This window comes from Marvinbryantia formatexigens DSM 14469 (genome assembly GCF_025148285.1).
Taxonomy (GTDB): Bacteria; Bacillota; Clostridia; order Lachnospirales; family Lachnospiraceae; genus Marvinbryantia; species Marvinbryantia formatexigens.
Genome location: NZ_CP102268.1, coordinates 2,730,759 through 2,744,162, shown reverse-complemented (window position 1 = coordinate 2,744,162; position 13,404 = coordinate 2,730,759). Strand labels below are relative to the sequence as shown.

The 13,404-nt window shown below is 52.0% G+C and carries 10 protein-coding genes; all 10 read right to left on the bottom strand.

Going from position 1 to position 13,404, the window contains the following annotated elements; genetic code table 11:
- Window positions 1-64: 64 nt before the first annotated feature.
- On the bottom strand, window positions 65-1,084 hold the full coding sequence (locus NQ534_RS12860; RefSeq protein WP_006862941.1) for an ABC transporter substrate-binding protein: 1,020 nt from the start codon (window positions 1,082-1,084) through the stop codon (window positions 65-67).
- Between the two features lie 104 nt (window positions 1,085-1,188).
- Window positions 1,189-2,202, bottom strand: coding sequence for an ABC transporter permease subunit (locus tag NQ534_RS12855; protein ID WP_006862942.1), 1,014 nt, complete (start codon window positions 2,200-2,202; stop codon window positions 1,189-1,191).
- On the bottom strand, window positions 2,199-3,266 hold the full coding sequence (locus NQ534_RS12850) for an ABC transporter permease (RefSeq protein WP_006862943.1): 1,068 nt from the start codon (window positions 3,264-3,266) through the stop codon (window positions 2,199-2,201). Before NQ534_RS12850 ends, NQ534_RS12855 begins: the two co-directional genes overlap by 4 nt.
- The gene (locus NQ534_RS12845; RefSeq protein WP_040784119.1) at window positions 3,259-4,782 is read right to left on the bottom strand and encodes a sugar ABC transporter ATP-binding protein; all 1,524 of its coding nucleotides are present in this window, start codon (window positions 4,780-4,782) and stop codon (window positions 3,259-3,261) included. The genes NQ534_RS12850 and NQ534_RS12845 overlap by 8 nt, the downstream gene beginning before the upstream one ends.
- Window positions 4,783-4,886: 104 nt before the next feature.
- The gene (locus tag NQ534_RS12840; protein ID WP_040784121.1) at window positions 4,887-5,873 is read right to left on the bottom strand and encodes an ABC transporter substrate-binding protein; all 987 of its coding nucleotides are present in this window, start codon (window positions 5,871-5,873) and stop codon (window positions 4,887-4,889) included.
- Window positions 5,874-6,042: 169 nt separating this feature from the next.
- Window positions 6,043-7,491 (bottom strand): sensor histidine kinase, encoded by a 1,449-nt coding sequence (locus NQ534_RS12835; RefSeq protein ID WP_006862946.1) that lies wholly within the window; start codon window positions 7,489-7,491, stop codon window positions 6,043-6,045.
- 5 nt (window positions 7,492-7,496) lie between these two features.
- The gene (locus tag NQ534_RS12830; protein WP_006862947.1) at window positions 7,497-9,119 is read right to left on the bottom strand and encodes a response regulator; all 1,623 of its coding nucleotides are present in this window, start codon (window positions 9,117-9,119) and stop codon (window positions 7,497-7,499) included.
- Between the two features lie 3 nt (window positions 9,120-9,122).
- Complete coding sequence (gene araD / locus NQ534_RS12825; RefSeq protein ID WP_006862948.1) at window positions 9,123-9,812, bottom strand: L-ribulose-5-phosphate 4-epimerase; 690 nt, start codon at window positions 9,810-9,812, stop codon at window positions 9,123-9,125.
- A gap of 22 nt (window positions 9,813-9,834) precedes the next feature.
- Window positions 9,835-11,442 carry a xylulokinase gene (locus NQ534_RS12820; RefSeq protein WP_006862949.1) on the bottom strand — a complete coding sequence of 536 codons (1,608 nt, stop codon included), beginning with the start codon at window positions 11,440-11,442 and terminating at the stop codon, window positions 9,835-9,837.
- Window positions 11,443-11,576: 134 nt separating this feature from the next.
- Complete coding sequence (gene araA, locus NQ534_RS12815; RefSeq protein WP_006862950.1) at window positions 11,577-13,073, bottom strand: L-arabinose isomerase; 1,497 nt, start codon at window positions 13,071-13,073, stop codon at window positions 11,577-11,579.
- Window positions 13,074-13,404: the final 331 nt, after the last annotated feature.

Sequence of the window (13,404 nt, the reverse complement as noted above, 5' to 3'; positions counted from 1 at the left end):
CAGATAACTTCATGTATTTATGCATTTTATGAATAGCAGCGGAAATCACATTTTTATAGGGCTTTTAATACGCCCGCTCCTTCCTGATGCTTTCCAGATCCATTGTGGTATCGAAATATGCTTCCTCCATGTACTGGATTTTATCGACGGTTTTCCCCGCCTCCAGGGATGTTATGATTTCCTGCAGCTTGGGACCATGCAGCGGATTACACTCGAATACCGCGTTGATTTCCCCCGCTATCATGGCGTCAAACGCCGCGCTTACCGCATCGAAGGAGATAATGATGATATCGCCGTCCGGTCCGCAGGTTCTGCCTGCCGCCCTGATGGCATCCACCGCGCCGAATGCCATGTTGTCATTTTCGCAGACCACCACATCAATATCGTCATACTTTGCAAGCAGCGTTTCCATGACCTCCTGCCCCTTCGCCTGCGTGAAGTCGCCGTCCATTCTGTCCAGCATCTTCCAGTTGTCATGCTGCTTCAGTATCTTTTGAAATCCGTCTGTGCGTCCAATCTGCGCAGTTGCCCCCGCCGTTCCCTGCACCGTAACAATATTTATTTCCTCCTCATCTCGTCCCTCTTTCTCCAGATAATCCGCCAGCCAGAGCCCGGCATCCTCCCCCTCTTTTTCCGCGTTGGTACCCACCCAGCAGGTATAGAGCTCCTCATCCACATCCGCAAGACGGTCATCCAGAATCACCGGTATTCCGGCATCCTTCGCCTCCTGCAGGACCGCTTCCCATCCGGTCTCCACGATCGGCGCCAATACAATATAGTCCACCTCCTGCAGAATAAAACTGCGCACCGCCTTAATCTGATTTTCCTGCTTCTGCTGCGCATCCTCAAAAATCAGATAAAATCCATTTTCCTCTGTCAGAGCCTCTTTCACCGACTGCGTATGGGCATTGCGCCAGTCTGATTCCGAACCCACCTGCGAAAATCCCACCACAATCAGATTTTCGTCAACCTCCGACATCTCCTGCATCCCTGTGTATACTTCTCTTTCCTGCTCGTCCGTCGCCGCACATCCGCCGCAGAGCAGCAGCGCCGCGCCCGCCGCAATTACTCTTCTCATCCGCATTCTTTTCCCGAAATCCTTCCTGTTTCACATTTTCTCTATCATAGCATATCCCGCAAAAAAGAGGAACCGCCAACCGCAGTTCCTCTCCAGAAAATTTCCATATCTTATTTCTTGCTGTCCTTGATTTTTGCAAAAATACTCTGCAGAATGATAAAGAAGCACAACAGGATTGCCGTAATAATATTCGACCAGGAGCTAATCAGCTTACCGTTCGTCTTAACCAGCGACGAAATGGTACCGTTAATCAGCACACCCACAAGAGAACCAAACACGTTTCCGACACCGCCCGTCAGCAGCGTACCGCCGATAACCGCCGAGGAAATCGCGCTCATTTCCAGACCCTGCGCCTGCTGCGTGGTGCCCGCCATCGTATTCAGACAATAGCAGATTCCGCCAATCGAAGTGAGGAAGCTGGAAAGAACATATGCCTTCAGCTTTGTTTTCTTTACGTTCAGTCCCATCAGTGTAGCAGACTGCTGGTTGCCGCCGATTGCATAGATGCTGCGTCCGAACTTTGTATATTTCAGCATCAGGTAAACAAGTACCACCACAATCAGTGCAACGATAACCGTTACACGCAGATACGGCATCTGCATGATACCCTTCTTGTTCTCATAGCCGCCAAACGGAAGCTCAATCTTCAGACTTGACAGCGTGGTAAAAATCTTATCAGAAACAATACTTACCTGGTTTCTGCAGATTACTGCCGTCATACCTCTGGCAAAGAACATACCCGCCATCGTAACGATGAACGGCTGAATATCCAGATAAGCGATACAGAAGCCCTGTACCAGACCGAAAACCAGACCGATTGCCAGAACAAGCAGCATCAGCGCCGGGCTGCTCCAGCCCCACTGCTCAATGCCGACCGCCAGAATCATACAGTCCATCGCAACCAGAGAACCAACCGAGATATCAATACCTCCCGTCAGCATGACGCAGGTCATACCACTGGCAACGCAGATAAGTCCGGCATTGTTAATCAGAATATTGAGGAACGTCTGCAAATGGGTAAATCCCTTGGACGCATAAACAATACAGCCCGCTGCATACATCACTATAAACAGCACAACGGTAATCAGCAGCAACAGACTATTGCTGTTTATCTTTTTCTTCATGCCTGTGTCGCCCCCTTTGCCATTTCTCTCTTTTTGCCCAGCCTCTTAAAGAAATCCTTTGCCGGTTCCGACTGGATAACAACGATCAGAATTACGACGATTGCCTTAAATACCGGGGACTGCGCCGTGGAAACACCAAGTGCCAGCAGCGTCGTATCGATTGCCTGAATCGTGTAGGCACCGATCAGAGAGCCTGCCAGGTTAAATTTACCGCCGCCAAGGCTGTTGCCGCCGAGTGCAACTGCCAGGATCGCATCCAGCTCCATATTCAGACCGATGTTATTGGTATCGGCGGAATAAATGCGGGAGGTTGCCACCATACCTGCCAGACCTGCACAGAGACCGCAGATAACATAACAGAGAAGAATAATTTTTGCAGAATTAAATCCGGCGATACGGGAAGCCTTCTTATTGATGCCGACGCTCTGGATATACGTGCCAAGCGCTGTAAATTTCAGTACCAGCGCCGCGACCAGAATACATGCCGCCGCAATAATGATCGGGGTTGGCATAAATCCCACATAACCGCCGATTCTCTGGAAGGACGGTACACGCACATACACAATCTGGCTGTTACACAGAAGCAGACCGATGGCTCGCCCTGCCGACCATAGTATCAGCGTCGCCACCATAGGCTGGATATTCATATAGGCAACCAGAAATCCGTTAAACAGACCGCAGACACAGGCAGTTAAAAGACCTGCACCAATACCGACAATCAGCGGAACCGCATAATTGGAAACATTGGTATTTCCGTATCCTGCCAGCAGCATACAGCACATACCGCCGTACAGACTCATAACGGAACCTACCGAGATATCCGTTCCTGCTGAAGAAGATACTACCAGCGTCATACCGATTGCCAGAATTGCCGCTTCCGTTCCACGGTTCAGGATATCGATCAGACGACCGTACAGCACTCCGTTTTTAATCGTAATCGTAAAGAAATTAAGCGGCGGGTTTCCACATGCCACATCGTAGACCACGTTAATCAGCATAACGAGAATCATACTGAAAATCGGAAGAAACAGACGCTTCTGCGTTATCTTTTTCAAACTACTCATTACTGTCACCTCCTGCAATCGCTTTCATGACATTCATCTGGTTCATATCCCTTTCCTCAATCTCTCCTACCTTGGCGCCGTCGCGCAGAACCGCCATACGGTTGCAGGTACGGAGCATTTCTTCAATTTCCGATGAGATGAAAATCAGGCTCTTTCCTTCATCCGCCAGCTTCAGAACCAGCTTCTGGATTTCTGTCTTTGTTCCGATATCAATACCGCGTGTCGGCTCATCCAGAATAAGGAAATCCGGATCCGTCGCCAGCCAGCGCGCCAGAATTACCTTCTGCTGGTTACCGCCGGAGAGCTGCTTGATCAGCGTTTCACGGCTTGCCGTCTTAATCTGCAGCAGATCGATATACTTATCCGCAATTTCAATCTGCTTCGCCATCGGAATGCGCTTCATGATGCCCGCCTTCGCCTGAAGCGCCAGAATGATATTTTCACGCACAGATAAATCTCCGATAATACCCTCCGCTTTCCGGTCATCCGGAAGAAGTCCCATTCCCAGATTCATGGCGTCAATCGGATTTTTAATCTTTACTTCTTTTCCTTTTACCTTCAGCGTACCGGTCTGGTTTCTGTCCGCGCCGTAGATAACGCGCGCCAGCTCGCTGCGCCCGGAGCCCAGAAGACCGGTCAGACCGATAACCTCTCCTTTATGGATTTCCAGGTCAAACGGTTTAATCGTTCCTGCATGGCTCATTCCCTTCGCCTCAATTACCAGCGGCTCTTTGCGCTTGTCGCCGCTTCCTTCTTTCTTAATCGAAGCAAGGTCATCAAAGTCTTTACCCATCATCGCCGCAACCAGCTTTACACGCGGCAGATCTGCGATGTCATACTCACCGACAAGCTGCCCGTTTCTGAGCACCGTGATTGCGTCGCACACCGCATACACCTGCTCCAGGAAATGGGTAACAAAGATGATGCCCACACCCTTGGCTTTCAGACGGCGCATCATCACAAACAGCTTTTCCACTTCACGGTCGTCCAGAGAAGAAGTCGGCTCGTCCAGAATCAGCACCTTGCTGTCCATATCCACCGCACGCGCGATTGCAATCATCTGCTGCAGCGCCAGCGAATAATCTTCCAGATTTCTTGTCACATCAACATCAAGCTCCAGCTCTTTCATGAGCTCTTCCGCCCGCCGGTTCATTGCTTTTCTGTTTACCGTACCGATTTTTGTCAGCGGCTCTCTGCCGATATAAAGATTTTCCGCAACAGAAAGGTTCGGACACAGGTTTACTTCCTGATACACGGTCGCGATACCCTTATTCTGTGCATCCATCGTGTCCTTATTTACAATCGGCTTATCAAAGCCATCCAGATAAATTTCCCCGGCTTCAAATTTGTTTACACCGGTCAGACACTTGATAAGCGTCGATTTGCCGGCTCCGTTTTCTCCCATCAGTGCACGTATTTCGCCTTTTCTCAAAGTAAGGCAGGCGTGGTCAAGCGCCTTTACGCCAGGGAATGTCATGCAGATCCCCTGCATTTTTAATACTACACCAGCTTCCAACACACTTCCTCCTTCCTACACCATAAAAAAGAGGGGAGGTACCCATTTACTGGGATGCTCTCCCCTCCCGTTTCTTTCACTTAATCTGAATCAGTCAGCAGAAATTAGTATGCACGACCTGCCAGAATCTCTTCTGTCATAGTTGTTGCAAATTCGCTCTCGATACCCGGTGCACAGAATGCTTCATCTGTGATAAGTGTGGTTGCTTCGAAATCTTCGCCAGCTTCCATCTGCTCGATAACGCCCTTAACTGTTTCAGCCTGAATCGGGTTGCACTCTACGTCAAGGTTGATCTTGCCGTCCAGTGTGTACTGAAGTCCGTCATGTGTAGCATCGTAGGAGATAAGGATAACATCGCCGCCAACACCATATGTAATACCTGCAGCATCCATTGCATCCATTGCGCCGTATGCTTCGTTATCATTCTGGCAAACAACTACGTTGAACTGTCCTTCATAGGTCTTGATGAAAGATTCCATAACAGCCTGTCCGCCGTCCTGTGTGAAATCACCGGACTGGGAATCCAGCAGCTCCCACTCGGAATGCTCTGCCATAACCTCTGCGAAACCATCTGTACGTCCGATTGCTGCGGATGCGCCTACAGAACCTTCAATTTGAAGAATCTTTGCTTCTGCGCCGTCAAGCTGTTCTGCCAGCCAGTTTCCTGCTGTAACACCCTCATCATACGGAGCGGTTCCAACCCATGCGTCATACATGGAAGCGTCTGCTTCGATTTCACGGTCAGCGATGATAACCGGGATACCTGCATCCTGTGCTTCCTGCAGCACTGTGTCCCATCCTGCGGACTGGATCGGAGCGATAACGATGTAGTCCATTCCCTGTGTGATGAAGTTACGAACTGCTTCCAGCTGCTTTGCGTTGTCATTGTCGCAGTCAATCAGAGACAGCTCATATCCGTTTTCCTCTGAGAAAACATCCTCATAATTCTTGGTGTTTGCAGTACGCCAGTCAGACTCATGTCCTACCTGTGCGTAGCCAATCGTGATCAGGTCGCCTTCTGCGGATACACCTACTGCCATAGAAGCTGCAACTGCTGTACATGCTAACATACCTAAAACCTTTTTGTTCATTTGAAAAATCCTCCTGTTCTTTTTTTTCGTTCTCCAGCCCTTCCGGCTATGATAGTAGTTTACACTGTCCAGGAGAAAAAAGAAACAGAAGGATTTCCGGAATTCGTACAATATTTTTTGTTTAATTTGTACGTTTTTTCTTCTAAAGTTTGTTTTTTTTAGATAAAAGTTAGTTTTTTATAGCGGGCAGCTCCACGCGCACCTCGGTTCCTTCCATAAAAGTGCTGGAAATCCAGATGCCGTATTGTGCACCATAGTTGAGCTTGATGCGCTGCACCACATTGAACAGCCCGAAGCCGGACGGGTCGCCCGTATCCGTCTCGTTTTTGTTCATTTCCCGCTGCACCTGCGCCAGCCGCTCGCCGGTCATGCCCTGCCCGTTGTCCTGCACCAGAAATACCATCCTGCCGGATTCCAGATAGCCGGTCACCAGGATGCGCCCCTTGCCGCGCTTGTTCTTTATGCCGTGATAGAGCGCATTTTCCACCAGCGGCTGCAATGTCAGCTTTAAGATCTGGTAGTGATGCATTTCCTCCGGAATATCAATCTCATAATCCAGAATATCCTGGTAGCGGAACTGCTGGATTTTCAGATAGCTGCGGATGTGCGATTCTTCTTCCTGCACCGTGATGTAGTCGCGCCCCTTGCTCAGGGTCGTGCGGAAAAAGTCCGACAGCGCCGTCACCATCATGACCACCTGCTCCGTCTGGTTCGCCTCCGCCAGCCAGACAATCGTATCCAGCGTGTTATAAAGAAAATGCGGATTAATCTGCGCCTGCAGAAGCTTCAGCTCCATCGACCGCAGGTTGAGCTGCTCCACGCGGATATCCTCCACCAGATTGCCGATGCGCTCGACCATCTGGTTGAAGCCCTCGCCCAGCTCCGCCAGTTCCTCATCGCTGTCCTCCAGCCCGGCGCGCACGGTAAAGTCCCCGTGCCCCGCCTTTTTCGTCACAGTGCGGAGCTGCTGGATACCGCTTGTGAGGTGGCGTGTGATTTTCCTGCCCAGCACCAGCGCGCCAACAAGCACTACCGCGATGATCAGAATACTGAGCCGCACCGCCAGCGCCACGTCTGCGCGTACCCCCGCGCGCAGCGCCTCCAGATTCGTTGCCTCGTGGTAAATATATTCCTGAATCTGCTCCTGGATAAGCTGGGTGAGAATGCGGATATCCAGATCCAGCCGCTCCATGTTTTTATCGTACATGCCGCTGATCTGCGCGTCCTGCTTAATCTCCGTCACCCGGTCCTCCAGCGTATCCAGCGACTTTACGATCCTGGCGAGCTGGTTTTTCGCGTAATCGCCGTCCGCCTCCTCCGCCAGCCCCTCAAACGCCCGGCGCGCCTGCGTGATCAAGCGGTTGGGAAGCTCCGTATCCACCAGCTCCTCCGCCCGCTCCGAGTTTGCCACGATGACATACATCGTATAGTCCACATCCTCTTTAAAGCTGATATTGTACTCATTTGCCTGTGTGATGTTGGATACGATGGCATCGTAACGCTCGGAAAAGCGCAGCACAAGAGAAAGCAGGTATACTGCCACGATTGTCAGCGGTACAAAACAGACCACCAGCAGAACATTGATACGTTTGTTAAGTGAGGAGCCTTTGTGCATCATAATCTCTACTCTTTCCTGCGGTTTTTATAGTCCTTCGGGCTGCAGCCCACGATTTTCTTAAAAATATAGCTGAAATAATGCGAATCCTTGTAGCCGACCTCGTAGCCGATTTCCGCCGTGCGCATACTGGAGCACATCAGCAGCTCCTTGGCCTTGTCCAGACGCACCTGCGTCAGATATTCCACAAAGGTCTGCCCGGTCTCCGCGCTGAAGATGGCGCTGAAGTAGCTGGGGCTGATGTTCACCTGCGACGCCACAGTGTTCAGCGACATATCCTCCCGCTGGTAGTTTTCCTGGATAAAGGCGCGCGCCTCCTCCAGCACCGCGCTGTAGCGCTTCATGGAATGGCGGTCGCGTAACTTCAATGTCTCCGAAAACAGCCTGCCGGTCCGCTCCCGCATACTCTCCGGCGAGGTCGCCGCCGCCACGATCTCATTGATATCGCGGCAGTCCTCCGGCATATCGTCCAGACTGATTTTAAGGTCCGCCAGAAAATCCGTCGCCGTAAAATACAGATCCATCACCACATACTGGCGGTACAGCATCGACTGGTAATTCTGCTCACCGATATCCAGGAAGTATTCATTCAGGAAGTTATCTACCTCCTCCAGCGTGCCGCTGCGCAGAAATTTGTCCACCAGCTCACGCTCCATTTTCTTGGGGCGCATACTGCTGACGTCAATCGGATTGTCCTCCCCGTGATGAAGCCGCGGGACATCTGTGGAATACAGAATCTGGTTCGGCTCCGTAAAAAAACGGCTGGCAAACGCTTTGCACGCTTCGCGATAGGAGAGCGGAATATCACCCAGACGGCGCACCACCGTGCCGATTCCGCCGAAATATTCCAGCGCCGGATATCCGCCCACCAGCTCCGTGAGCTGCCGCCTGCATCCATCCAGACATTCCTGCGCTTCCTCCTCCGACTGCGCCTTAATAAGGAACACCCACCCCTCCGAGCTCCGCTCAAAGGTGAGCACGCTGTCCCAGCCGGCGCTCAGCTCCAGGATCTTATCAGAGACCTCTATGGTGTCCTTTGAGCAGCCGGTGGAATCGCCGCCCTGCATGATCTTAAAGAGAAACACCAGATAGGCGGATGCCGTAAAGTCCATCCCGACCTTCTGACCGCCCTCCAGAAGCTCCGCTGTCGTCAGCTTGTTCGCCACCAGCGCATTCCAGAGCTTCTGCTGCTCCAGATGGACATTTTCCTCCATCTCTTTTTTGTAGCGCTCCATCATGCGCTCATATTCCCGCTCCTTCTCAATGAGCGCGCCAACCTCCTTCACCGCCTCCAGAAGCTTTGCCGAGCTGATGGGCTTTAAGAGATACTGCGTGACGCCGATGTTGATCGCCTGCTTGGCGTAGTCAAATTCGTTGTAGCCGCTCAGAATCAGTATTTTTATCTGCGGCATCTCCTTTTTGACAATGCGGCTGAGCTCCAGTCCGTCCATAAACGGCATCTTGATATCCGTAATCAGAATATCCGGTTTTTCCTTCTTTATAAGCGGATAGGCCAGCTCTCCGTCGCTGGCCTCCCCTACAAATTCGAATCCTTCTTTTTCCCACGGAATGTTGTTTTTGATGCCATTCCGCATGACTACTTCGTCTTCTACCAAAAATACCTTTAACATCTGTTATTTTCCCTGCCCGTAGTAGGCGTTCGCTCCGTGCTTTCTGTAATAATGCTTATCCTGCAGCTCCTGCGGCGCCGGCTGCACCTGCGGATTGATCATTTCGCAGCGCGCCGCCATCTTTGCCACTTCCTCCAGAACAACGGCATTGTGGACCGCCTCATGTCCGTCCTTGCCCCAGGTAAACGGTCCGTGATTTTTGCAGAGCACCGCCGGAACCGCCTCGTAATCCCGGTCGCGGAAGCATTCTACAATCAGAAGACCGGTATTTCTTTCGTACTGCTTAAATTCTTCTCCGGTAAGGCAGCGCGCACAGGGCACCTCGCCGTAAATATAATCCGCGTGCGTTGTGCCGTAGCAGGGAATCGCGCGTCCTGCCTGCGCCCAGCTTGTCGCCCACGGCGAATGCGTATGTACCACGCCGCCGATTTTCTCAAACGCCTTATAAAGCTCCAGATGTGTCGCCGTATCGGAGGAGGGATTGTAGTTTCCCTCCACCTTATTGCCGTTCAGATCCATCAGCACCATGTCGTCCGGCGTAAGCTTATCATAATCCACGCCGCTCGGCTTAATCGCAAAGATACCCATTTCACGGTCAATCTCGCTGACATTTCCCCAGGTAAATGTTACCAGTCCATATTTCGGAAGCAGCATATTTGCTTCGTATACACGTTTTTTTAAATCCTCTAACATCTTTTCACCCCGCCTTTATGCTTTATACGGTCTCTACCGCCGCGCGCTCTACCGCCATTGCCTTTTTATAGTGTTCGATGTAACGGTTGAAGCCTTCCACATCCGCAGCATCCGGTTTCAGCGTCTCGCCCTTCTGTCCGGCAAATACGCGGTTGCTCAGATATGCTTCCAGCGTCTCGCCCTCTTCCTTGTTCTTCATGTAAGCCGCCAGAAGCGCGATGCCCCATGCGCCGCCCTCGCCTGCGGTTTCCATGCAGGTAACAGGAACGTTTGCCGCCGCTGCCATGATACTCTGTCCGACGCCCTTTGTCTTGAACAGACCGCCATGTCCCATCAGCTCATCCAGCTCCACATGCTCCTGCTCAAAGAGGATATCCATACCGATTTTCAGCGCTGCCAGCGAGCTGTACAGATGGGTGCGCATAAAGTTTGCCAGGTTGAATTTCGCATCCGGCGTGCGCACGAACAGCGGACGCCCCTCCTCGTCGAAGCCTGTCACCGGCTCGCCGGAGAAGTAGCACCAGGACAGCAGACCGCCGCAGTCCTTGTCGCCCTCCATCGCCTTGTTGTACAGGGTGCCGAATAATTTATTCATATCGACCTCCATGCCGCAGGTCTCCATAAATTCACGGAAAAGCCCTACCCATGCATTCAGGTCGGAGGTGCAGTTGTTGCAGTGTACCATCGCCACCAGGCTGCCGTCCGGCGTGGTGACAAGGTCAAGCTCCGGATATGCTTTGGAAAGCTCCTTCTCCAGAACCACCATCGCAAAAACAGAGGTTCCTGCGGAAACATTTCCGGTACGCTGCTTTACGCTGTTGGTCGCCGCCATGCCGGTGCCAGCGTCGCCCTCCGCCGGGCATACCGGGATACCTGCCTGCAGCTTTCCGCTCACATCCAGACGCTTTGCACCCTCCTCGGTCAGCACGCCCGCCTTCTCGCCTGCCACCAGTACCTTCGGCAGGATATCGCGCAGCTTCCACGGGAAGTGTTTGTCCGCTACCAGCGCGTCAAATTTCTGCACCATCGTCTCATCGTAGTCCTTCGTCTTCGGGTCGATCGGGAACATACCGGAAGCATCGCCCACGCCGAGCACCTTCTCGCCGGTCATCTGCCAGTGGATGTAGCCCGCCAGCGTGGTAAGATAAGTGATGTCCTTTACATGCTCCTCGCCGTTTAAAATCGCCTGATAGAGATGCGCGATGCTCCATCTCTGCGGGATGTTGTAGTTGAACAGATCAAACAGCTTTCCAGCCGCCTCGCCCGTCATGGTATTTCTCCAGGTGCGGAACGGCACCAGCAGCTCGTCCTGGCTGTTAAATACCATATAGCCGTGCATCATCGCGGAAAATCCGATAGCGCCGATGTTCGTAAGCTCCAGGTCATATTTTGCCTTTACATCCGCCGCCATATCCGCATAGGCATCCTGCAGTCCTGCCCATACGTCCTCCAGGCTGTAAGTCCACACATTGTATTCCAGACGGTTCTCCCACTCGTGGCTGCCCGCCGCAATCGGATTGCTCTCGGAATCGATAAGCACCGCCTTGATTCTGGTCGAACCAAATTCGATACCAAGCGCGGTCTTTGCGTTCTGTATATCCTCTTTAATAAGATTAATCTCTCTGCTCATTTTTTCTTTCCTCCTGATATATGATAGGTGCACTCCGGGGCGCCGCCTCTGTATCGCCAGAATGTACGGCTCTCCTGTCACTGTTCACTCCGTTCGCAGCAACTCACACCTTTGTGTCCGGGATGTGCCCCGCCTTAACGGTATACGATATTGCCAAGCTGCAGGTCACGTTTGAAGTTGCGGATGGTCGTATCTTTGTCAATATAAACTGCCTCGATACCCATCGCGGCAGCCCAGTCGCCCATCTGCTCTGCCGTCAGGTCGTAGCTGAACGCGGTGTGGTGTGCGCCGCCTGCAAGGATCCATGCCTCCGCACCGGTCTTTAAATCCGGATACGGCGTCCAGAATGCGGTAGCAACCGGCAGCTTCGGCATCGGTTTCTCCACCTTTTTGCACTCTACCTCATTGATAATCAGACGGAAACGGTTGCCCAGGTCAATCAGGGATGTGGCAATCGCCGGACCGGTCTTTGAGGTATATACCAGACGCGCCGGATCCTCACGGTCTCCCATCGAAAGCGGGCAAACCTTGATGCCAATCGGACCGTCCGCAACTGACGGGCAAACCTCCAGCATATGCGCTTCCAGAACGCCTTCCTTGCCCGGCACCAGATTGTATGTATAATCCTCCATGAAGGAGGTACCCTTCGGATTCTTCACGCCCGCCGTCATAATCTTCATCAGGCGCACCATCGCCGCCGTCTTCCAGTCGCCCTCGCCGCCGAAGCCATAGCCCTTCTCCATCAGACGCTGGATGGCAAGTCCCGGAAGCTGCTTCAAGGAGCCAAGGTCGCCGAAATGCGTAACGATTGCCTGATAATTTTTTTCCTCCAGGAATTTTTCAAATCCGATTTCGATGCCCGCCTGCACCGCAACATGCTCCCGGAATTCCTGCGGGTCCCTGCCCTCCAGGATGATGTCGTATTTGCTGTAGTATTCCTCCACCAGCGCGTTAATCTCGCCCTGCGGAACCGCCGCCACATACTCTGCGATCTCGTTCACCGGATAAGCATCGATTTCCCATCCGAATTTAATCTGCGCCTCTACCTTATCGCCCTCCGTCACGGCAACATTTCTCATATTGTCAGCGATACGGCACACGCGGATGTGGCTGCTCTCCATGATTCCGATAGCTGTCAGCATCCAGGACGCGATTTTCTCCTGCACATCGCGGTCCTCCCAGTAACCAACGATAATCTTCCGTTCAATGCCCATGCGGGATACGATATGACCGTACTCGCGGTCGCCGTGCGCCGCCTGGTTTTCGTTCATAAAGTCCATATCGATGGTGTCATACGGAATCTCGCGGTTAAACTGCGTATGGAAATGCAGAAGCGGCTTCCGGAACTCCTGCAGTCCCAGAATCCAGGATTTCGCCGGAGAAAACGTGTGCATCCAGGTAATCACGCCCGCGCAGTTCTCATCCGCATTTGCCTCGTTGAACGTTTTGCGGATAAGCTCATTGGTAATCAGCGTCGGCTTCCAGACAATCTCATACGGAAGCACACCCGATTTATTTAACGCATCAACAATAATTCTGGAATGCTCCGCCACATGTGCCAGGCACTCGTCTCCATACAAGTCCTGTGAACCTGTGCAGAACCAAAACTTATAATCCTTTGCTGCTTTCATTTTAACCCTCCTGTAAGCATAAATTATTTTCCGGATTTCTGCCCCTCACCATCTTCTTGCAGTCTTTGCAGCCAAATGCAAAAACCTGCTTAAACGATTGCTTCATATGTGCAAAACGCAGAAAAATCCGGAAGCATTCTATTGTATTGTATAGTATACACCAAAAATAGGCGGCACTACAAGCTGTGTTTTATAGATTTTGGTTGAATATTTTTGTAAAGCTCAAAGCCATGCGCCGGATTTCTGCATAGAACGCGCAGGCTTGCCTGCAGGCGTTTCTGATGCAGAAACCCGGCATACGGCGCAGCCGTCAACCGAGATGGAGCATGGT